This is a genomic window from Paenibacillus sp. 8b26 (assembly GCF_050626875.1).
GTDB lineage: Bacteria > Bacillota > Bacilli > Paenibacillales > Paenibacillaceae > Paenibacillus.
In genome coordinates, this window is sequence record NZ_CP192445.1 from 906,687 (window position 1) to 928,681 (window position 21,995).

Annotated in this window: 22 protein-coding genes; 8 read left to right on the forward strand and 14 right to left on the reverse strand. The window is 46.5% G+C overall.

Going from position 1 to position 21,995, the window contains the following annotated elements; all coding sequences use genetic code 11:
- Window positions 1–29: 29 nt before the first annotated feature.
- Window positions 30–1,265 (forward strand): nucleotidyltransferase, encoded by a 1,236-nt coding sequence (locus ACQ4MX_RS03840; RefSeq protein ID WP_431089447.1) that lies wholly within the window; start codon window positions 30–32, stop codon window positions 1,263–1,265.
- Here the strand turns inward: ACQ4MX_RS03840 and ACQ4MX_RS03845 are convergent.
- Window positions 1,255–2,286 carry a YlbL family protein gene (locus ACQ4MX_RS03845; protein ID WP_431089448.1) on the reverse strand — a complete coding sequence of 344 codons (1,032 nt, stop codon included), beginning with the start codon at window positions 2,284–2,286 and terminating at the stop codon, window positions 1,255–1,257. The two genes, ACQ4MX_RS03840 and ACQ4MX_RS03845, sit on opposite strands and share 11 nt — an antisense overlap.
- Window positions 2,287–2,522: 236 nt before the next feature.
- Between ACQ4MX_RS03845 and ACQ4MX_RS03850 the strand changes: the two genes are divergently transcribed.
- Window positions 2,523–3,818, forward strand: coding sequence for a nucleoside recognition domain-containing protein (locus tag ACQ4MX_RS03850; protein ID WP_431091247.1), 1,296 nt, complete (start codon window positions 2,523–2,525; stop codon window positions 3,816–3,818).
- Here ACQ4MX_RS03850 and coaD read toward each other — a convergent pair.
- The 8 genes from coaD to ACQ4MX_RS03890 form a co-directional block, all read right to left on the reverse strand.
- Window positions 3,781–4,302 (reverse strand): pantetheine-phosphate adenylyltransferase, encoded by a 522-nt coding sequence (coaD, locus tag ACQ4MX_RS03855; RefSeq protein WP_025686336.1) that lies wholly within the window; start codon window positions 4,300–4,302, stop codon window positions 3,781–3,783. The two genes, ACQ4MX_RS03850 and coaD, sit on opposite strands and share 38 nt — an antisense overlap.
- On the reverse strand, window positions 4,295–4,933 hold the full coding sequence (gene rsmD / locus ACQ4MX_RS03860; RefSeq protein WP_431089449.1) for a 16S rRNA (guanine(966)-N(2))-methyltransferase RsmD: 639 nt from the start codon (window positions 4,931–4,933) through the stop codon (window positions 4,295–4,297). Before rsmD ends, coaD begins: the two co-directional genes overlap by 8 nt.
- A 312-nt stretch (window positions 4,934–5,245) precedes the next feature.
- Window positions 5,246–5,368 carry a cyclic lactone autoinducer peptide gene (locus ACQ4MX_RS03865; protein ID WP_431089450.1) on the reverse strand — a complete coding sequence of 41 codons (123 nt, stop codon included), beginning with the start codon at window positions 5,366–5,368 and terminating at the stop codon, window positions 5,246–5,248.
- A 5-nt stretch (window positions 5,369–5,373) separates the two neighbouring features.
- The gene (locus ACQ4MX_RS03870; protein ID WP_431089451.1) at window positions 5,374–5,889 is read right to left on the reverse strand and encodes an accessory gene regulator ArgB-like protein; all 516 of its coding nucleotides are present in this window, start codon (window positions 5,887–5,889) and stop codon (window positions 5,374–5,376) included.
- Window positions 5,882–6,514 carry a hypothetical protein gene (locus ACQ4MX_RS03875; protein WP_431089452.1) on the reverse strand — a complete coding sequence of 211 codons (633 nt, stop codon included), beginning with the start codon at window positions 6,512–6,514 and terminating at the stop codon, window positions 5,882–5,884. Before ACQ4MX_RS03875 ends, ACQ4MX_RS03870 begins: the two co-directional genes overlap by 8 nt.
- A gap of 171 nt (window positions 6,515–6,685) precedes the next feature.
- Window positions 6,686–7,804 (reverse strand): acyltransferase family protein, encoded by a 1,119-nt coding sequence (locus ACQ4MX_RS03880; protein ID WP_431089453.1) that lies wholly within the window; start codon window positions 7,802–7,804, stop codon window positions 6,686–6,688.
- Between the two features lie 149 nt (window positions 7,805–7,953).
- A complete protein-coding gene (locus ACQ4MX_RS03885) occupies window positions 7,954–9,771 on the reverse strand; it encodes an APC family permease (protein ID WP_431089454.1) in 1,818 nt (605 codons plus the stop codon).
- Window positions 9,772–9,963: 192 nt separating this feature from the next.
- On the reverse strand, window positions 9,964–10,800 hold the full coding sequence (locus ACQ4MX_RS03890) for an AraC family transcriptional regulator (RefSeq protein ID WP_149095796.1): 837 nt from the start codon (window positions 10,798–10,800) through the stop codon (window positions 9,964–9,966).
- Window positions 10,801–10,939: 139 nt separating this feature from the next.
- Between ACQ4MX_RS03890 and ACQ4MX_RS03895 the strand changes: the two genes are divergently transcribed.
- From ACQ4MX_RS03895 to ACQ4MX_RS03905, 3 genes are all read left to right on the forward strand, one after another.
- Window positions 10,940–12,967, forward strand: a complete 2,028-nt coding sequence (locus ACQ4MX_RS03895; RefSeq protein ID WP_431089455.1) for a beta-galactosidase — start codon at window positions 10,940–10,942, stop codon at window positions 12,965–12,967.
- A 70-nt stretch (window positions 12,968–13,037) separates the two neighbouring features.
- Entirely contained in the window at window positions 13,038–14,264 is a 1,227-nt protein-coding gene (locus ACQ4MX_RS03900) for an MFS transporter (protein WP_431089456.1), read from the forward strand.
- A 208-nt stretch (window positions 14,265–14,472) separates the two neighbouring features.
- The gene (locus ACQ4MX_RS03905) at window positions 14,473–15,105 is read left to right on the forward strand and encodes a BclA C-terminal domain-containing protein (RefSeq protein ID WP_431089457.1); all 633 of its coding nucleotides are present in this window, start codon (window positions 14,473–14,475) and stop codon (window positions 15,103–15,105) included.
- A gap of 79 nt (window positions 15,106–15,184) precedes the next feature.
- Here ACQ4MX_RS03905 and ACQ4MX_RS03910 read toward each other — a convergent pair whose 3' ends face one another.
- A complete protein-coding gene (locus ACQ4MX_RS03910) occupies window positions 15,185–16,015 on the reverse strand; it encodes a DegV family protein (protein WP_431089458.1) in 831 nt (276 codons plus the stop codon).
- Window positions 16,016–16,036: 21 nt separating this feature from the next.
- Window positions 16,037–16,474: a MarR family winged helix-turn-helix transcriptional regulator gene (locus tag ACQ4MX_RS03915; RefSeq protein WP_431089459.1), complete on the reverse strand. Its 438-nt coding sequence runs from the start codon at window positions 16,472–16,474 to the stop codon at window positions 16,037–16,039.
- Window positions 16,475–16,665: 191 nt separating this feature from the next.
- On the opposite strand from ACQ4MX_RS03915, the gene ACQ4MX_RS03920 reads away from it, so the two are divergent.
- A complete protein-coding gene (locus ACQ4MX_RS03920) occupies window positions 16,666–17,130 on the forward strand; it encodes a GNAT family N-acetyltransferase (RefSeq protein WP_431089460.1) in 465 nt (154 codons plus the stop codon).
- 265 nt (window positions 17,131–17,395) lie between these two features.
- Complete coding sequence (locus ACQ4MX_RS03925) at window positions 17,396–17,929, forward strand: peptidase M56 (protein ID WP_431089461.1); 534 nt, start codon at window positions 17,396–17,398, stop codon at window positions 17,927–17,929.
- Between the two features lie 663 nt (window positions 17,930–18,592).
- Here the strand turns inward: ACQ4MX_RS03925 and ACQ4MX_RS03930 are convergent.
- From ACQ4MX_RS03930 to ACQ4MX_RS03940, 3 genes are all read right to left on the reverse strand, one after another.
- Window positions 18,593–19,174 carry an NAD(P)H-dependent oxidoreductase gene (locus ACQ4MX_RS03930; protein ID WP_431089462.1) on the reverse strand — a complete coding sequence of 194 codons (582 nt, stop codon included), beginning with the start codon at window positions 19,172–19,174 and terminating at the stop codon, window positions 18,593–18,595.
- Window positions 19,175–19,246: 72 nt separating this feature from the next.
- Entirely contained in the window at window positions 19,247–19,669 is a 423-nt protein-coding gene (locus tag ACQ4MX_RS03935; RefSeq protein ID WP_431089463.1) for a MarR family winged helix-turn-helix transcriptional regulator, read from the reverse strand.
- A gap of 321 nt (window positions 19,670–19,990) precedes the next feature.
- Window positions 19,991–21,115 carry an NADH:flavin oxidoreductase gene (locus ACQ4MX_RS03940; RefSeq protein WP_431089464.1) on the reverse strand — a complete coding sequence of 375 codons (1,125 nt, stop codon included), beginning with the start codon at window positions 21,113–21,115 and terminating at the stop codon, window positions 19,991–19,993.
- 246 nt (window positions 21,116–21,361) lie between these two features.
- On the opposite strand from ACQ4MX_RS03940, the gene ACQ4MX_RS03945 reads away from it, so the two are divergent.
- Window positions 21,362–21,958 (forward strand): TetR/AcrR family transcriptional regulator C-terminal domain-containing protein, encoded by a 597-nt coding sequence (locus ACQ4MX_RS03945; RefSeq protein WP_431089465.1) that lies wholly within the window; start codon window positions 21,362–21,364, stop codon window positions 21,956–21,958.
- The last annotated feature ends 37 nt before the right edge of the window (window positions 21,959–21,995 follow it).

The window sequence follows — 21,995 nt, forward strand, 5'->3', positions numbered from 1 at the left end:
CGACATCAGAAAGGAGCCGAAGTATAGCCTTGAAAACCCTCGGTATTATTGTAGAATACAACCCGCTACATAACGGTCACACGCATCACTGGAAGGAATCTCTTCGCATCACTGGCGCGCAGCGCACGGTGGCTGTGATGAGCGGTCCCTTCCTCCAGCGGGGGGAACCCGCAATTGTGGACAAATGGTCCCGCACCGAAATGGCACTTGCCATGGGTGTGGACCTGGTTTTGGAGCTGCCTGTGGCCTATGCCGTCCAGCCCGCAGAATGGTTTGCCCACGGGGCGGTCGCCCTGCTCCGCGCCACGGGCGTCGTCGACGCGCTCTGCTTCGGCAGCGAGAGCGGCGACATCGCCCCATTGCGCGCGCTGGCCCGCGTGCTGGCGGCGGAGCCTGCCGAGTTCAAGGCCGGCATCACGCAGCGCCTGAGCAGCGGCGCAAGCTACCCCGCCGCCTACGCGGGGGCCGCAGCCGAGCTCGCGGCCGAAGGGGCGGACGGCGCTGCGCTCGCTGCGCTAATGCAGCAGCCCAACAATACGTTGGGGCTGCATTACTTGATTGCGCTGGAACGGCTGGGCAGCGTAATCAAGCCCTTCACCGTAGCCCGCACGGGATCGGGCTACCACGAAGCCGTTGCGCCCGCGGACGGGGTCATCGCCAGCGCCACGGCCATCCGCCGTCTCCTCCTCGACGGCGGGCCGGAGGCCGCGTCGCCGTACGTGCCTGCGGCGACGCTGGAGATTTTGCGGCGCGAATGGCAAGCCCGACGCGCGCCGCTGCATTGGGAAGCGTTCAGCCAACCGTTGCTGAACGCCCTGATCACGCGCAGCCCGCAGCAGCTGGCGGAGCTGCACGAGGTGACCGAAGGGCTGGAGCATCGCCTACGGCAATCGCTGTACACGCTGCCCCAGCCCTCCGTAGAGGCATTACTCGCCGCTGTCAAGACGAAGCGGTACACTCGTACGAAGCTTCAGCGTATGTTCACCCATATTTTGCTGAATCATGCCAAAACAGATATGGCCCCCTCCAAGCTGGCGAAAGGCCCCGGCTATATCCGCGTACTCGGCTTTAATACTGCCGGACGCGAGCTGCTGGCCCGAATGAAGCAGACAGCGACCCTTCCAGTATGGGTTAAGCCGTCAGCCGGATCGCATCCTCATCTGGACTGGGACACCGCAGCAGCCGCCATACACGCCGCCGGAATGCCCCGTCCCGCCATTCGTGACATGTATGCCGATTACTTGCGGCCGCCCGTCATGATTTGATCGGGAGCTTTTCCATATAAGTTAACGCATCGTCAAGCTTGCGAACCGGAACGAGCTTCATTCGGGTTCCGATTTGCTCGGCTTTGGCCTGGGCTTCCTTATAATTGTCCGTCGGGACGAAAAACAATTCAGCACCCTGACGGTCAGCAGCGACAATTTTATACTTTGCACCGCCGATCGCTCCCACCTTACCGTTCTTATCAATCGTACCCGTACCGGCAACACGATATCCCTTGCTCAGATCGCCCGGTGTCAGCTGATTATAAATTTCCATCGTAAACATCAAACCGGCCGAAGGCCCGCCCACATCCGTTGACGTAAAATGAATCGTTTTACGTTCATCCTTTGGCTCTACTTTCTGAACGGTAGCGATGCTGACTCCAAAGCCGGGACGCTGTTTGCCTGTTTCGCTGTCCGTGATGGTCATTAATGGAGCTTGCACCGTCAGCAGCTTGCCATCACGTTTTAGCTTCACTTTAGCCATCGTTCCCGCCTTTTCATCCTCTAGGGCATTTCGAATGGAACGATTATCCGTCACCCTTACCCCGTTCAGCTCCAGAATTTCATCTCCGGGATGAAACACACTGTTCGAGCCGGGTACCTTAAATACATACACATAATCCGGCACAATGCGATAAGGAATATCGGCCCGCGTATAAGCAGCCTCCATCGCGGAAGACTGGGAATCTCCCATATACCACACCTGCTCTGCTGCATATTCGTCTTCACTTCGGCCGTGCAGGCGATCCTCCTTGCGCTGAATCTCCGAATTGGCATCCAGCTTCGACATACCCAGCATAATGACATTGGCATAACGCGCCGATACCGTCGTCATCATAAAGGTCCCCCGTTCGCTACGGTCACCTTCCTGGACGGTAACCATCGGCTTGATTTCATTCGCCCCGCCGGGTCCATAGATCAGATACGGGGTTGGCATATATACCAGCACATAGACCATAGCGGCCAGGAACAGAACATATCCGGTTGTAAAAAAAGCTCTGTTCCGGTTAATTCGTTTCATCGCTTCTCCCCCTCACAGCCTTAACTTCTTCCTATCTCACCCAAATACACTCTGTGCCCTGCCTGTTCTCAATTCTTACAAAAAAGCATACATTATTTACCGACAGCGCGTACGAGCACCTCGGCCGATTACAAACAAACGCGAACAGGCGCTAGAAACAACATACGGTGAACTCTACTATATTTATGCACGATGAGATTCGTTTTTAAATGTTAAATCATATCACTTCCAGGGAGGTGAACCCTTTGCTACAAAAGGAAGCCCATTCTGCTTCTTATTGGACAACCCTGTTCCTAGGACTTGGTGCCATTCTGCTTGTGCTGGCTGTTGTCGCCTCACCGGAAGAGGTATTTCAAGCCTCCGCCCAGGGACTTAAGCTATGGTGGAGCATTATTTTCCCGGCCATGCTCCCTTTCTTAATGCTGTCCGAAATGCTCGTCGCCTTCGGTTTGGTGCATGGGCTTGGCGTCCTCCTGGAACCGTTCATGCGCTCCTGGTTCCGTCTTCCGGGTCGAAGCGGCTGGGTACTGGCCCTCGGTCTGACCGCCGGATTCCCGGCTGCTGCGGAAGCAGTGCGCCAATGGACACAGCAGGAGGATATGACCGATCGCCAGCTTAGACGATTGACCGCTATCGCTCATTTCTGCAACCCGATTACCATCCTGCTCGTGATCGGGACAGGATTGCTGCACAATGCTGCTGTAGGCGCCATGCTGCTTGCCATTCACTGGATCTCCGGCCTGTTGGCGGGATGGATTACAGTCAGACTAACTGCATCGTCAAAAGAATCGCAAAAACGGGAAACGCCAGTTGCCCTCCGGCGAACCTCTGTTTCCCGTACTTCTACCACCCTCATCCGGTCCGCATGGGACGCCACACGCTCTGCCAGAGAACGAGACGGGCGCAGCTTCGGAAAGCTGCTGGGCGAAACCGTATCCCATGCCGTACAGACACTTATGATGACAGGTGGATTCATTATTTTCTTTTCCGTGCTGATTCGGCTGCTATCCATGTACTCAGGTCAAGGAGCATTTTCTTTCATCTGGCCCGCTTGGATAGAAATCCATCTCGGTTCCTATGAAATCAGCCGACTGCCCTACGACCTTCGTACACAAGCGGCTCTGATCAGCGCCGTACTAGGCTGGGGAGGGCTATGCGGCTGGCTCCAAATCACAGCCGTCACCAGACCCTCGGACAAAGGCATCACGTTCACCATATCCAGGGTGCTTCATGGCATCATCGCCTTTATGCTCACACTCGTTGCATGGACGTCTCTTAGCCTTATGACAAGCAATGCACTTCCCGCTTATGTTAGCCGCAGCTCCGTTTCTTCCTTCGCGGAAGGCGGTTATGATCCAGCCGCGCATTCCGTTATAGCAGAGAGCAGCAACCTATGGACACAGTTGGAAAGTCCGTCACTGTATCCATGGCAATTGACCGTCTTGTCTACTGCGCTGCTGGTCGCGATTATACTTACACTGCTCGTCATTTCCTTTATGACTTCATGGTGGAGCCACCGCGATTGGCGTTAACCTTGGCACGAAGCGCATCCTCGACTTCAGGGGCCACCAGATCTACGACCTTGCCATCAAAATGGGCGATTTCCTTCACCATACTGGAACTCAGATATGAATAAGTCGGGTTCGTCATCATAAAGATCGTTTCGGCATCCGGGTTCAGCTTATGGTTTGTGGAAGCCAATTGCAGCTCGTATTCAAAATCTGTCACCGACCGGATTCCTCTGACGATAACCTGAGCCCCTTTTTCACGTACATAATTGGCTGTCAGGTCACGGAAGCTGTCCACCTCAATGTTCGGAATATCGCGGGTTACCGTCCGCAGTAGCTCCATTCGCTCCTCCAGAGAAAACAGTGGATTTTTACTAATATTGTTAAGTACCGCGACAATCAGCAGATCAAACTGCCTCGCCGCTCTTTGAATAATATCCTGATGCCCCATCGTCACGGGATCAAAGGTTCCCGGATATACGGCAATACGTGGTTTGTGCTCAGTCATGATGGTCCTCCCCGCCTGATTCGGCTATACCGGATGTTTCCGTTCCGGCCTCCGTATGTTCTGCATCGTCCGGTTGCTCTGCTGCAAAGCGGTAGATAGATAACGTTGTTTCGCCATAGACCGCTTTTTTGACCTGTTCGAACGGCCCAAAGCTTTCCGGGTACTTATGTCCCGACTCATACTCCAGCACAATGACTGCCTCGGAACGAAGCAAGTCAAGTTCAGCCATACGGCTCATCAATTCATCACCATGCTTGAGACGATAGGGCGGATCCAGAAAAACAGCATCAAAAAAAGCTCCACGTTTAGCCAGCACCTTGAGCGCTCGTCCGGCATCATTGCGGAACACTTCAGCCTGTTCTTCCAATCCGGTTTTTCGCAAATTTTCTTTAATGACATCAATACTTTTTGATTCCATATCAATAAAGACTGCCTTGTCCATTCCCCGGCTGAGCGCCTCTATACCCAGGCCGCCACTGCCTGCAAACAGATCAAGCGCGACTCCCCCATCAAAATAAGGACCTATCATGCTAAATAACGCTTCCTTGACCTTATCCGTGGTTGGTCGCGTCCCTGTGCCGGGAACTGCCTTTAACGGCCTTCCTTTGGCACTACCCGATACCACTCTCACGCTGAAACTCACCTATTTTCTATATGTGTTGATAACCATATAAAGATTATGACGTTATCGTACCACATGCATAGCCGTTTGAAAAATGTAGGGTTTGAGGAGGTATAAAAAACCATATCGTGGGCATCCTTAAGATATCGGCATTCAACCAATGTCGTAGACAACCGCGGAGAAGACTTACGTTTCCCCATAAGCTCTTCGTCCGGTTTCTCCTCTCCCATTCGGGCGCTCTTAATGGAGCGCCTGATTTTCTTTTGCAAAAAAAAGAAGCTGCTCGCTGGCAGCCTATGTATATATGGAAGTGATGTTATACTATTTAAGCAGCTCTTCGGGCGTATCTCCCTGATAGACATACACATAACTCGCTACCGATACAGCAAATACAGCAAACATAGACAACGATGTCGCTAGACCATATACGATTTTTTTCACCATTTTCCTCACCTCCTTCCCCGAATCAACGTCAGGCTCTGGACTAGAAAAGCAACAGCCACTACAGAGGAACCGATTACAAAATTAGTACATACAAGCAAGGAAGACAACAATCGCAGGAGGGGATAAAACCGGGATGGAATGCGCGACTGCTTTTCTATTCTGGACGGGGCAAAGCATAAGACAAGAAGCAGGGATAATCCGGTGAACACGTTTGTCCACCAACTATGTAAAGAGATACAGGATAGGGCTGTAAAAGCTAAAGAGGTCGCCACAACACATGCCATCCCTGTTTTTAGATGAATTCCTCCTGACATTTGACGCAACAAGGCAAAAACCACTAGAATCGTCACAGCTTCTGCCGTCCGCCCGGTGAAGAATGAGGCGAGTAACGTCAGCACAATAATCATGGAGGCATTTATAATAAGAGCCAGTGCATATTTAAGTACCGGGATAGAAGCCGGATGATCCGGCACAGTCCGTTTGATCTGGTTAGCAAGCTTGAAAGCCATCGTTTCAATCATCCCGATATTCCTTTCCAACCGCATAATAGATGAAGAATCCCGATACCAGTGCAAAAAACATCATATTTAACCATACCTCGTTGTAGTACAGCACGATAGAGGTGGATATGAAGGATAAAATAATGAGTGTAATCACAATGCCGTATTCAGCTCTAAATTTAAGCTTTTTGAAATTAACGGCAAACCCGATGCCTTTTCGATACAAAATAAATGAAATGAGCAGTCCTGCCACCGCACTTACCATTTGCAGCAGATAGCCCTTCAGGGAACCGTCCTGTAGCTCAGAGACTGGCAGGCTCCCGAACATCGCTTTTAAAAGCACCGACTGAATGACCGCATAAGCAAAATAACCGGTGACCGTCATAATACCTGACCATACAATCGGAATTTTCACCACCGTAGCGAGCAAAAAAATAAAAAGCAGCATATTAATGACAGGCACCAGATAAGCGAGAGAAAATTCCTCTCTCAGCAAATAACTTTGCAAATTCATAATCAGGTTCACAAAAATTGCTTGCCATACATAAGGAGTCATTTTAACTTTAAAAATACTAAGAATGAGCGCAAAAACTGCCACTCCTTCAAACGTGGAAAATACTAAAAAGCCGAAAGGCTTCACAAGCATACGTGCATCTCCTTTTCAATTCCAACAAATCTCATCGGTGTTTTCAAAAAACTTGGATGTACATCGAATATAAAGGGCTACGGCCTACTTTTCAAGAGGTCTTTTCAATGATTTGATAGATTTCTTTAAGCACTTCAACGAAATGTTATCGGATGAGAAGAAAGCTCCAGCTCAGGCAACACTTTCCTTGACCGAATCTTTCTGTGAGCGCACAGACTTCATACGTGATATGATCTTTTTTCCCCAACGAATGCCCGGTTGCTCGATCCAAGAATAGGTGAGCCAAGACAGACCTGTAGTCAACAGTAGTGTCATGATAAACATCAGAGTCATATTAACAATAGGGAAAAAGGGTAGCTTGATCTGATTGACCATCTCCAGAGCAAGCAGATGCGTCAAATACATACTGTAGCTAAGGCAGCCGATCCATGACCATCCCCGGTTTAGCAGCCACACAGGCTGCCAGTGATACAAAGCATAGGCTGCCAGCAGCAACAGGACACCGATGAGATAATCCGTCATCCCCGTACAAAGAGCAAACAGTACGGAGCCAAGCAGCAATCCCCCGCTGAATCGATCCATAATTTTCCAATGCCGCTCGTCTTTCCATATGAAGAACAGCAATACCCCCAGTCCGAAAACAGGCAGTTGGTTGGGAAACCACAAATACAGATAATGCCCCCATAACGAGTGATTACTGATCCATGGAGCATACGCAAACACCGCATTCAGTCCGAAGCTCAGTACAAGCGCGCCGGTCACAAACCAGGCAGCATGCCGAATCGATTGAATGAGCTTAAATAATAGCGGCACGCACAGATAAAAAATACATTCCACCGCAATGGACCACTCCACACCGATAATGCTGTTGATCCAGTACGGGTTCAGGCCATTCAGAAACAAAATATGGGCCGCGATATTGACAACGGTGACCCCTTCCTGATCCCCAAGCCAGAAACGGGGCCCTGTCCCGTTCACAACCAAGTAGATGATTAGCATAACGTAATACAACGGGGCAATACGAAAAAAACGACGCACCAGATACGCCGAGACCCCCTCTTTCCTGTCGCCCATACGTCTGCTCAAAGACAGAAAGAGCGTAAAAGAACTAGCCAGATAAAATAAAGCGACCCCTTTCGCTCCCAAACTTAAACCCTTTTGCAACCATCCGTTTAGTCCCTCTACGTGCTGGCTGACATGGACAAGCAACACGCCCATAATCGCCAGTGCTCTCAGCGTATCTACAAATTGCAGCTTATTATGTTCCGTTTCACCCTTGGCTACGGGCATTGTATCCCTCCATATCGGTTCTTTAACGATACATTTTGTATCTATAATACACAAAGCGTATCGTTAAAGTAAATATGCCGGCATGAAAAAAAACACCTTCTAGCAAGCAATGACATGCAGCCAGAAGATGTTCATCTTGTCAAGCTATTTTATTTATTTAAATGAAATGGCACGGTCGTTACGATGACGTCTTTATAATTGATCAGATAAGCTCTCATCAGCAAGCTGGTCTGGTTGTGTAAAATATTTTCCCACCAGTGCTTCGTGATGAATTGCGGAATAAGGACGGTAATATGATCTTCGTCCGCTTTTTTCCACTCCACCGTATCAATGAACTTGCGAAGCGGATTGATAATGCTCCGATAACGGGATTTCAGCACCACCAATCGGATACCTACATCCCACTCTTCCCATTTTTGCTCCATCTTGCGGATCGCTTCATCATCAACACCTACATATACAGCAACCACATTATCCGACAAGGTCTTGGCATAGCTGATGGTATTCATCACGACCCGTGTAATGCCAGCTACCGGAATAATGATTGTATTACCTTTGACCATAGGTTTATCCTTCGTAATGTCGATCCGCAGTTGCTCCGCTGTATTTTTATAATGTCCATTGATCTTCATAAAGAAATACAGTACCAGAGGCAGGAAGATAAACACCATCCACACCTGACTAAACTTGGTGAAAATAAAGATAAGCGTAATGGACAGCGTGGTCAGCATCCCAACCGTATTAATAGCAAGCTTGACGACCCAGCCTGACGGCTTGAGACGAATCCAGCGAATCATCATTCCAAGCTGAGAAAGCGTAAACGGGATAAATACCCCTACAGCATAAAGCGGAATCAGATTTCCCGTATTGCCGCCAAATACGATAACCAGCAATGCCGAGAAAATACTCAGAAATAGAATACCGTTCGAGTAACCAAGCCGATCTCCGCGAACCATGAACATATGCGGCATGTATTTGTCTTTAGCCAGCATAAATGCAAGCAACGGAAAGGCCGAATAGGCTGTATTCGCCGCCAAAAACAAGATCAGCGCCGTCACGCCCTGAATGATGTAATACATCACACCACGCCCGAAAGTGGCGTTCGCAATTTGCGAAATGACCGTTTCATGCGGATTTGGACGAACACCGTACCAATAAGCCAGCAGGCTGATTCCGATAAACATACACCCGAGAATCAAGCCCATCATCATCAGCGTAGTTGCCGCATTTTTGGCAGCAGGCTTGCGGAAGTTCGGAATGGCATTTGAGACAGCCTCTACCCCGGTTAGCGCCGAGCAACCTGAGCTGAACGCCTTCAGCAGCAGAAACAGACTGACGTTAGATACCGTAGCTCCAAATTGTGGTGCCGCAGCATGAGCTCCTCCTGCCACGTAATGGATGATACCGCTAATAATCAGAACAAAGATCGAAACCACGAACAAATAAATCGGTACAGCCAGCACCGAGGCAGATTCCGTTACCCCGCGCAAGTTCATAATGGTCAAAAAGATGATCATGATCAGTGCAATCGCGATCCGATGATCATGCAATGATGGAAACGCCGATGTAATAGCATCTGTACCCGCCGACGAGCTGACTGCTACTGTCAGAATATAATCGACCAGCAAAGATCCGCCTGCAATCAGACTCGGTGCCCTGCCCAAATTGTCCTGTGCGACGATATAGGCGCCACCGCCACCGGGATAGGAAAAAATAGTCTGTCTGTAGGACAGAATCAAAATAATCAGCAATCCCAATACCGCGATGGATATAGGAATGGAGTACCATAGGGCAGCGAAGCCCGCTGTAATCAAAACAAGCAGAATTTGCTCTGTTCCGTAAGCTACAGAGGACAACGCATCCGAGGACAGGATGGCCAGAGCCTTAAGCTTGTTTAGTTTCTCATCTTCAAGAGCCGTCGATTTTCGTGGACGACCGATTAGTAATCTTTTGACTTTACTCAGCATTTCGTTAACTCCTTCTTTGGATGAGGGTTTTGCAGAAGAACTTTGGATCATATGTTATTATGTCACCTGAACATCAGATTGATGAAACAAATGAACTATTATTTTATACTCCCTCATCCGAAAAAAAACAATAAGGAATGCTCCCTAAAAAGAGCATTCCCGCGTAAGAAAGAGTATTTCGCTTAAATACCCTTATAAATACAATAATTTGAACCTTTCAGGGGTAATTCCTTCGGCCTTGCGGAAAGTCGCCACAAAATGACTGACATCACGGAACCCTACCCGCTCGGCGATCTCTTTTACCGTTAAGTGCGGGAAATCAGTCATCATTTCCTTAGCCTTGCGCAGACGTATGACGATCAGATAAGCGTAAGAGGTCACACCGAATGCCTGCTTGAATAATGTATTCAAATGACGGGCGCTGACATTCATCATCACCGCCATATCGGACAGGCCGATATCCGGGCTGGCATAATTTTCTTCCATAAAAGCCAGCACAGGCCCCAAACGTTCTACATTATGAGACAAGGAAGGCATAGAGCTGTATTGACCATGTTTGCGCAGCAAAGTTAGAAAGCGGTACATATTGGCCGAAGCGTCCAGCCCTGATAAATCCCGTTCACTCGCCATAGAATGAAGCATACTTTCTCCGAAGCTGTGCAGTTCACTATGAGCGTCCCAATGATACCCGCGCGTATGCTTTAACCCTAGCTCGGTCAGCACAGCAGCGGCTATCGGTCCGTCAAACGTAATGTACAGCGTTCGCCATACTTTCGTCGCCCGGCTGTAAGCATGGGACTCGCCCGGTAGCAGCAGAACTCCGGCATGTTCTCCCAAACGGAAAGAGCCCCCCTTGAAAGTGAATACCCCTTCCCCGGACACGGTCTGAATCCAGTGAAAGCAAGGATAGCCCTCTGGCCGGGATACATCCTCCTGCCTGCTGTTAAATCCGATACTTTCGATAAAAAGCGGTAAAGAATGCTCCCGCGTAGTTAGAAAAAATCGCAAATGATGGGGAGTTAAGATCATAAAAGGCACCTCCGGCGCACGCGGTTATGTATTCCTTAATGCAGATCCATATTGTTATATCCATGTTCATTTTATTATATTTAAAAGCGTTTACTTGTATTATAAGATAGAATTATTCTTATATATAGAGGTGATTGGCATGATAAGCGGTAAACTGCCAAAAGTATTTTACGGCGGAGATTACAATCCTGAGCAGTGGGATGACACCACACATCAGGAGGACTTACGGATGTTCCAGCTGGCAGGAATTGATATCGCCACAGTCAACGTATTTTCCTGGGCCAAAATTCAATCCGATGAAATCACATATCATTTTGAATGGTTGGATCAATTCATCGACAGTTTACATGAAAGCGGTGTTTTTGTGTGTCTTGCCACCAGCACTGCGGCTCATCCTGCCTGGATGGCGACTCGATATCCGGATATTCTCCGGGTTGATGTCGACGGGCGCAAACGAAAATTCGGCGGACGCCACAATTCCTGTCCGAACAGTCCCACCTACCGCAAATATGCGGAGAGCATGGCTGACCGACTGGCAGAACGCTACAAAAACCATCCCGCGATCCTCGTGTGGCACGTGTCCAATGAGTACGGCGGGGATTGCTATTGTGATAACTGTACTGCTGCATTCCGAGTGTGGCTCAAACAAAAATATGGAACACTGGAAGAAGTGAACCAGGTATGGAATACTTCGTTCTGGGGACACACCTTCTATGATTGGGATGAAATTGTACCCCCAAATAATCTGAGCGAGCATTGGGGCGAAAACCACTCCACCTTTCAGGGCATTTCCCTTGATTACGCACGCTTTAATTCAGACAGTATGCTGGAATGCTATTTGCTGGAGTATAACGCGATCAAAAAGCATATCCCCGAAGCTGTCATAACGACCAATCTGATGGGCTTTTTCAAGCAACTAGACTATTTCAAATGGGCAAAGCACATGGATATTGTGTCTTGGGACAGCTATCCGCGGGCTAATACCCCACCGAGCTATACCGCGATGGCCCACGATCTGATGCGCGGTCTAAAGGATGGGCAGCCTTTTATGCTGATGGAGCAAACACCGAGCCAGCAAAACTGGCAAGCGTACAATTCGCTCAAGCGGCCTGGTGTCATGCGGTTATGGAGTTACCAGGCGGTAGCGCATGGCGCGGACACGGTCATGTTCTTCCAGCTTCGCCGTTCCATCGGAGCCTGTGAGAAATTCCACGGGGCTGTGATTGAGCATGCCGGTCATGAGAATACACGCGTATTCCGGGAGGTGGCACAGCTCGGCAGCGAGCTTGGCACATTAGGTAATACGCTGCTGGATGCCACCGTGAACGCAAAAGTAGCCATTTTGTTCGATTGGGATAATTGGTGGGCACTGGAAAAATCAAGCGGTCCTTCTGTAGCACTGAATTACGTCGATCAGGTGCATAAATACTATGCCGCCCTCTTCCGCCGTAACGTCCAGGTAGACTTGATTTCCGTGGAATCAGATTTCCAGAAATATGATCTCATTATCGCGCCTGTACTCTACATGGTCAAGCCGGGTACAGCGGAAAAACTGGAACAATTTACTGAACATGGCGGCACCTTTGTCACCACCTTTTTCAGCGGAATTGTGAATGAAAACGATCTGGTCACAACCGGAGGATATCCGGGTAAGCTACGTAAGCTTCTCGGAGTTTGGGTAGAAGAAATTGACGCACTTCTGCCGGAGTCACGCAATCGGATCGTATTGAGGGAACAGGTGGGAGCATTACAAGGGGAATATGAATGCGGCTTACTCTGCGACCTGCTGCATAGCGAAGGTGCCGAGGTGCTGGCGGAGTATGGCGATGATTTTTATCAGGGAATGCCCGTACTGACACGCAATCGTTTTGGTCAAGGTGAAGCATGGTATGTGGCTTCGGACCCTGAAGGAGCTTTCCTGGACGGTCTGCTGGGCTATATTTGTGAGGAAAAAGAGATTCCGTCCTTGCTGCGTGCTCCTGCGGGTGTGGAGGCCAGCGTTCGCTCCAAGGATGAAAAATCGTATTTGTTCATCTTGAACCATAACGCCGAGAAACAGAATTATCATCTGGATGAACAAAAAGGACATGAGCTGCTCAGCGGCGAATTCCTGGAAGGAGATGTTACCATCGAAGGCTATGGCTTTCACGTGCTGGAATTATCATAAATATTTAATACCTTACATTGTCGTTCACTTTACGGTATAAGTGCAATTTCAGGTATCAAAGGAGTTCATCATGAAACGACTGCTATGGATTGGCAGCTTGTCTTATTTTCTAATTGGCCTGGCGCACGTGGTTGTAGGATCTCTGCTGCCCGTGCTGCTGGAGCACTATGGCCGGAACTATACGGAGGGCGGAAGTCTGATCTTCGCCCAATTTTCCGGTTTTCTGGCTGGCGTCCTGCTGTCGCCATGGCTTGCAAGGCAGTTTGGCAAACGCCGGACGCTGGTATTCGCCTTGCTGCTGCTGTGTGCGGCGGAAGTGCTCTACTCACTGCTGCCCCCATGGGGTTGGCTATATGCCGTCGGAGCGGTAGCTGGCTTTGGCTTCGGCATGGTGGAAGCGGTCATCGGAACCATCGTGATTAGCGGTATTACCGAAGGAACGGGTGCGGCGATGAGCCGTCTGGAGGTCTTTTTCGGGATCGGCGCGTTAGCTATGCCTGCGGTTGCCAGCCAGTTGATCGCCCTTGGCTGGTGGCGGTTGGCCTTCCCTGTCATCTCCGTCTGTGCGGCGGTGGCAGTCGTAGCCTGGCTACGGGAGTCCTTCGGCAAGCTGGATGCCGTATTGGACGAATATGGGCGTCCCAGGAAAAGGCATACGCATTCCGGCTCGGCCCCACATTCTTCATCCAAGGGAGCTTCTAAAGTGAACGCTGCGGGAAATTGGCGGCTGCTGGCACTGTTCATCATCTTTTTCTTTATCTATGTAGGGACAGAAATGAGCCTTGCCAATTTCCTGCCTTCTATGTTCATTGAACGGCTGGGCCTTTCCCAAGCCGAGGCGGCACTCAGTGTTACCTGCTTCTGGCTGGCAATGGCGGCCGGGCGACTGTTCGCAGGCAACATTGCCGATCGTTACGGCTATGGCGTCTTTGTCTTCCTAAGCTCACTGGCAGCGACGGTGCTGCTGTGCGTGTTCCCGCTGATCAAGGGCACTGCCGTTGCCTTTGTCCTTATTGCGCTGCTGGGGCTGGGCATGTCCGGCATATTTTCCATCGCACTCGTTTTTGCCAGCAAAATGATGCCAGGTACAGAAGAATCCACCACCAGCCTGCTGATTGGTGCAGGTGGAGTCGGGGGTGCTCTGCTGCCCTTATGGCTTGGAAACAGTATGGATCGTGGCGGAGCAGTCGCTTCGGCATGGTTGCTGGCAGGCTTTGCCTGTATCCTATGCCTGCTTGGCGGCATTCTGTACGTCCTATACATGCGCAAAAAACGGCTTCAAACCGCTACATCCTAATATATGCCTCTTCCGGCGCATCGGCTGTTCCTTGGTATCATCCAGTGGAACAGCCGATGCGCCATTTTACATATTGGACGAATGTACCTTATACAAAAGCCTATTTTGAGCTAAAGATAGATCATTGCCTATGAAACGCAGGACAGATATCCATGCCTCCCCTAGATGAATGGAGTAGTATACAACAAACCATATGGAGGTGTTTGTATTGGGTCGTCCTGAATTAAAACGAAAAAAAGGCCGTAAAAAAGAAGTTTTTATCCGTTCCTGGTTTGATAAACTTGAAAAAAAGTTCGATGAAAAGCCCTCAAAGAAAAAAGTCCGCTCAAAACGAAAATTTTTTGGCAAGGACATTATCGTCAAAAAACAAATTGTGCGTGTAAATATTCCTCATGACGCTTCAGGGACGGAGGGGGATTCTACTACAAGTGAATTAAGGCAGTTCGGTTATATTTACAACCTAAAACCTCAAGTCGTTCCGATTGAATCGGAAATCATTTTTGATACGAACGGTATACTTACACCTGGAATTGCTCATGTACCCGGGACTACACAGATTACTGTCGCCGACGCAGGCAACTATGAGGTTCACTTTTCTGTGTCGGGTGCAGAGCCTAACCAATTCGCTATCTTTATCAATGGCACCCTGGCTGAAGGAACCCTATACGGCTCAGAAGCTGGCACGCAGCAGAACACAGGGCAAGCCATCCTCGCGCTGGCATGCGGTGATGTTCTTACCCTGAGAAACCACAGCTCTGCCACTGCGGTTATGCTGCAAACATTGGCCGGGGGGACTCGAGCCAGCGTAAATGCTTCTATCATCATTAGAAAATTGAGATAGGCTTGAGCTTCTGTAAAGCATCAGGCTATAAAAACGGGTTTATCCCACTCCCGTTCGAGCTGGATAAACCCTGAATAGCTTAAAACGCCATTATAATACCTTTGTCATTGGCATACATCGAACTGATCCCTCTGGTGGATACAATATGAATATCTTTGAATTGATAACGATTCTTCAACGCATTCATTAATTTTTCCGCCAGACCGGGATTATTGCAATGCGTAATTACGATGCTTTCCCCCTCGGTTTCCCGACCACTTTTTTCAATGGTATCTGCCAGCTTTTCGATAATTTGATTCTGACCACGCGCTTGGGTAAACAATGCGATATTTCCGTCACCGTCTGAACCCAAAATGGGTCTGATATGCAGGAATGAAAGTATCTTTCCCGTAATTTTATTCATTCGTCCGTTCTTCACCAAATTGTCCAGGTTCTCTAGCACAAAATAGGTTTTCATCTTCGTGATAAAGCTTTCCAGGGAAGAAATAATCTCTCCTTTATGATACCCCTCGTCGATCAGCTTGCGTAATTTTAGAGCTAACAATATTTGTCCAGCCGACGCGCTTTTCGAATCGAATACATGAACATCAGCCCCTTCTTCCTCCGCCATATCCTTGCCAACTAATGCACTTGAATACGAACTGGACAGATTGCTGGATAATGTAATGGCGAAAGAAGTATGCTCACCTTGAAAGGCTTCCTTATACAGCATAGGTGACGGTGATGCGGATCCAATTTTGGTTGTACAGGCTTTCATTTCTTCCATAAACTGAGGTAAGTCCAATGTGTCATCATCTACGAAGCATTTATCTCCCAGCGTCATATTTAACGGAATCGTAGTAACTTGCATCTCTTCTCTAAGCTCTCTCGTTAAATCACAGCAGCTATCTGCTATTATTTTATACTTCATCCTGTACACCCTCACATTATGTTATTTTTCAGTAGAATCCGCATTCATGATACTCATGGAAAGCTCGATCAATCGTATAAATTCCTTGACATTGACCTCACCCAAACCTTCTACCAGCGCTTCAAAATAGCCTTCAATCCTCTCTTGTTTCTGTTTAATCAGGGATGCACCTTCTGGTGTGAGCCTTACACACATTCGTCGTCTGTCATGCTCAGACATTTCCATGGTCACATAGCCTTTTTTTCTTAAGGCCGTAAGCGCTGCCGTAATTCTCGATCTGGATACATGCAGGTGGTCACTGAGTAAGGATGGATTAATCTCATCATCTCGATGCTGAACTAAATATTGAAGCACATGGTTTTCTCCTTGGACAAGCTCCGTCAGGCTGCTGAATAATTCCATGTTATAAATCCGGTTAACGGATTCTCTCAAATCGTCTCTTAATTCATAATCTTTCATAGTGAACCTCCGTAAAACACATAATACATACAGTTAACTATTAATACTATGTACTATAATGAATTGCTGACGATAATAACAATGAATTATTTGTGAATTTTAATACAAGGGTTATGAGAACTCAGCGTCGAATAAGAAAAAATATGCTGGTCACCTCTTGCCTGTTTACGATAAAGGAGTTGTTACATTAGATGAAGCCTTTTACTCTTCGCCAATCCCAAAATTCCGATGTTGAAACCATTGCTCATTTACGGGCCATTGTACTGCGTAACGATTTAACCAGGTTAGGAAGATTTGATGAAGAAAAAGTTCGGCAACGCTTCCGTGATGCATTCGACTCTGTACATACCTGGATCATCGAAATAGATTCTTCTTTTGTTGGTTGCATAGCTTTTAAACCGACGGTAGACAGTTATTTATTGGAGCATTTTTATATTCATCCCAATTACCAAGGTAAAGGGGTCGGCAGTCAAGTATTAAGAAATCTACTTGAACAAAATGATGTAAAAGGAAACTGTGTAACCTTAAATGTCCTGCAAGGAAGCTCTGCCAGACGTCTTTATGAACGGTTTGGTTTTAAAGTTGAAAGTGAGGATCCTATTGACGTTTACATGTCCTTAATCGTAGAGGGACATTCCAAAACCGTCGAAGGATAACAGTGTCACGCTTTATATCCCCCCTTGATTGTCCAGTAACAGGAGGTTTTATACTGTGAACTGTAAGGCAGCCAGAAGAGTCAACAAGGAGGGTTTATATTTTATGAGTTATTCCCCGTGGTAATCGTTGCTTTACAGCGTACTTGACATCGGAAACGCCCCGTTCTGATTACGATATTTGCGTCTTTATATTGGACAGACGATACACGGGAGGAAACCAAAATAAATATAATATTTCTTATCATTAAAGGAGTTTAAGAGCTTTATGAATAAACTAATTTCTAAAAAAAGTATGATGTTAATTATCATTTTAGTTATTGTTACTATCGTCGCTTTAATTGCATACTTACCAAAAAATCTATGGACGGCGATGTCGGTAGAATCAACCGACCTATCGAAATTGACAATAAACGATATTTCTCTTAAAGGAAATGTTGCGAACATTAATTTGACCGCTTATAAAAAGAATCCAGACTTTAACGATAAATGCACCAAGGATGCCGATTATAGGTATTATGAAAATTTTTTAATTGCCTATAACTCTAAAGGAGATATCATTAAGTTGCAAACCTTGTCTGAGAATGGAATTTCCAGTTTCGCTGGCTACAATCTTCACAATCTCAACGATATGAAAAATAAATTGGGTAACAATTTTGCGGATCAAAGTTACGACTCCGCTCAAAGCTTAAACGCCAAAGTGTATTATGACAAAAAAAACCGAATTAAAGCAAGCTTCATATATCCAAAAAATAACGAGGCTGATCAAAGAATCGTCTGGGCTATATTGGAGAAATATTAGCATTTACAAAAAAAGTACTTTTTTATTAACAGTGAACTGTGATCCGCAAGATGTATACTTTTTTTCAAAGTGTCCATCTTGCGGATCATTTATGTCTAAATCAGAATATTAACCAATGAGAGAAGAATACGAATATGGAGAATAAGAAAGTTGAGGGAATTTGTCTACTTGCTTTGACATTTTAAATATTCATCGAAGTTTTTATAATGCATAACAAACGTTATACTTTACTCGGCCGGATTCTTCGGTATAACCAACCCCACTGTCTCCACATAAACTTCATCATTCATGATTTCCTTATGATCAAATTGTTTTTTCTATAAAACCATATTTAAAAACAATTTCAATCCTTATGTAAAAACATACTAATAGAGGTGGAAATATTACTCTCAAATGCTCACTACTTAACTCAAAGAGCTGGAGGAGAGAAATTAATAAACTGGGTAGTCTATTCTCAAAATATTCCATGACTGAATATGACATGATATTACAAGCTGTTTTGATGGCTTTACATGATTGGAGTGTAGCTCCCCAAAAAATGCTCCATCGTAAAAAAGTACAAAAAAAGGCCAACCAGTAAATGCTGGTTGACCTCATCATTCGAAGACTGCCGTACATTTCTTAACGGTAAGAACAGCCTTTCAATGTGATAATATAGTTTCGTTATAACACCGATTTGACGGTGTCTTGGACTTGCTTCAATAGTCCTTTATAGCCATCTTCATCAAGGTAACCGATACCTCCAAGCAGCAAGTGACCGACGGATTCAATCCCAACGAAATCAAAAATCCCCGTATCCGAAGTGATCTTCAATCCTGCGGTCATACCGATTTCATCGTAGATCGCGTTGGGAGTACCATGTGTATTCACAATAAAACCTTTTTTACCTGTAAGCAGCTTATTAATCCCTTCCGCACCAGCCGTATATGCAAAGCCGTATGCAAATACACGGTCAACGTAACCCTTCAGGATAGCCGGAAGACCTGTCCACCAAATGGGAGAAATAAAAGTGATCGTATCGGACTGAGAAATGTATTCCTGCTCCACTTTGATATCAGCCGGGGTTTGCCCTGTTCTCATAGCGGCAGTATCCTCAGGTTTTAATACAGGCTGAAAATCAAGGGCATATAGATCGCGTACAACGACTTCATCGCCTTTTTCTTTCAAGGTATTTACAACTGTTTCGAGTATCGCATGATTGAAGCTTTCTGCGTTAGAGTGAGCATAGATAATAAGATGTTTCATTTTAATAACCTCCAGATGTTTTATTGTTATTTTGGCATTTATATAGATATCTATACATTTACTCAAAAAAATTTATAATCTGTTTTTTACATGTTCCAGCAGATATTCCAGTTGTTCTTTTTCTTCGTCTTTGAGACCACCATAAATGGTTTCTTTTAATCTATTGGAGATCGCCTCAAATACAGGCTCCAGCTCTTTCCCCTTATCGGTCAGATAAATCAGGGTAACTCTGCTATCCTCCCTTTCTTTTTTTCTTTCGACATACCCCAGCTTCACTAGCTTGTCGATCAAAACAGTGACTGTGGGCTGCTGACGAGAAATTTTCTGCGTCAATTCCTTAATGGAAAGCCCGTCCTTTTGATAGAGGAACATTAATATTCCACCATGGGTAGGAACAATCCCTTCAACTCCATTTGATTCGAGCTCAGTCACAATCAATTTATTGATCGAGTCTCTGATCGTTCCTATCAGTGCAGCTGCGTTATTTTTTAACATACAAGCATTATTACATAGACATCTATATATATCAAGTATTTTTTGTCAGCCTGATCTGGTTCTAAGTTTAACGTATGAATGCTTCAAGTTGCCCTTTCTTTATTGTATAAGTTAAGCAACAATGAAGAGGAACTTCAGGAGTTCTTGAGTAAAAAAGTGAACAAGTGGGAATCTGTGATGACTTAATTCAAAATGGTTGATGGTGGACTGCTGTTGCAGACACATTAAAAAGCCAAAATACCCGAAGTTCCTATGACTTTGAGTATTTTGGCTTACATTGTTTATTTATGAAATGAAGAGATATTCGAAGCATGGGATATTTTAGTTGAGCGTTTTAAGTACCTCAGGTGTGAAAGTTTGAAGATCATGAATTCGACCTTCACGTATTTTCGTAGCCCATGCAGGATCGCCCAGAAGCGCACGCCCAACAGCTACCAAATCAAATTCATTGTTGTCCAGCCGTTCCAGAAGTTCATTAATATCTTGGTGTCCTGCCACTTTCCCTTCCGTATAGAGACTTACAAAATCCTCATCCAGGCCTACAGAGCCAACCGTAATCGTGGTTTTTCCAGTCAGCTTCTTCACCCATCCGGCAAAACTCAGATCGGAGCCTTCAAATTCAGGTACCCAAAAGCGACGTGCCGAGCAATGGAAGATGTCCACGCCCGCTTGTACTAATACATTCAGGAATTGCTCCAGTTTATCCGGTGTATCGAACGGCTTTGCGTTGTAATCATTCATTTTCCATTGGGATAGGCGCATGGCAATAGGGTAGTCAGGGCCAACCTCAGCACGAATAGCTTCCACAAGCTCAATGGCGAATTGAGCACGTTTTATGATATCGCCACCATAGCGATCCGTACGTTGGTTCGTTTTCTCCCAAAAGAATTGATCAACCAGATAGCCGTGTGCTCCGTGAATTTCAACGCCGTCAAAGCCCAGTCGTTTTGCATTCGCAGCTGCATCGACATAGGCCCCAATGACCTTGACGATTTCTTCTTCTGTCATCGGCTCGGTTACTTTTTTTCCTTCCAGGTCCAGCCCTGATGGACCAATCGACAGCGCTTCCGGGTTCGGCTGAGATCCCAAAGGACGAGTCATCCCCATATGCCAAAGCTGTGGGAAAATTTTGCTTCCGGCCTCATGAACCTGTCTGACCACTTCAGCCCAACCGTTTAAAGCCGCTTCCCCATAAAAATTAGATATCCTCGGCTCACTTGTTCCAGCCGGATGGTCAATCACTGCACCTTCAGTAATAATAAGACCTACATCATTCTCAGCACGACGGCGATAATAAGCGGCTACATCCGGTCCTGGCACACCATGTGGTGAAAAAGCGCGGCCCATTGACGGCATTACAATACGAGTCTGTAGGGTCAGATTATGAATGGTATAAGGTTGAAATAAAGCTTCTGTTGAATGGACATTTTGCGGTTGATTACTCAAGGATTGTACCTCCCCATTTTCTTTTATCGTTTTTAGCGATTATATAAAAAGCTCGTGCACCATCAAACGGGGTGCAAGTAAAATGTTAGCAATGTTTAATTTATCATTCAACCGACAAAATGTTCATTCTGTTGCTTAACCAAAAGGGTTATGAAATTGTTGTATATCTAAATTCACTTGTTGACAAAACAACACATGTTTATAATGGGGGAATCATTTGATTTACCTGAAAGGAGTGGCTTGAGGATGCCTGGTGTAACTTCACCCAACCCAAACGATCCGCGCGTCATTCGAACACGTAGGTTAATTCTCGACGCATTCGTTGACCAATTAAATAAGAAAGACTTCTACACGATTACGATCAATGACATTACCCAAAAAGCCACCATTAACCGTGCTACGTTCTATGCACATTTTCAAGATAAATATGCACTGCTTGAAACCCTTTTGTCAGACGCATTTTCGAAGCATGTGATCAATAGAATTGATGCCGAGGCACATTTGACCGAGGAGACCATTCAGAAGCTTATTCTTTCATTATGCGACTATCATGACACTAGTAACCAATGCATCCGTAAATATAATTCAGTCGCACCGATCCTGGAAGAACATATTAAGAATCAATTAGAGCAATTCATAATTCAACTCATAACAAAAGAAGCCAATAATACAGACCAAAGAACGTTAGAACTTGCCGCGACCATATTAAGCTGGTCCATTTATGGTGTAACCTTTCGCTGGAATGTGGAAGGAAAAAAAGAGTCTCCTACAGCTTTAGCCGAGAGAGCAGTGCCATTAATATTTAATGGGGTTGTCTTATCTCTAGTCTCACAAATCTCTTAGCAGAAAATGCGAAAGGGCCATTCCCAGTGTTCATCGA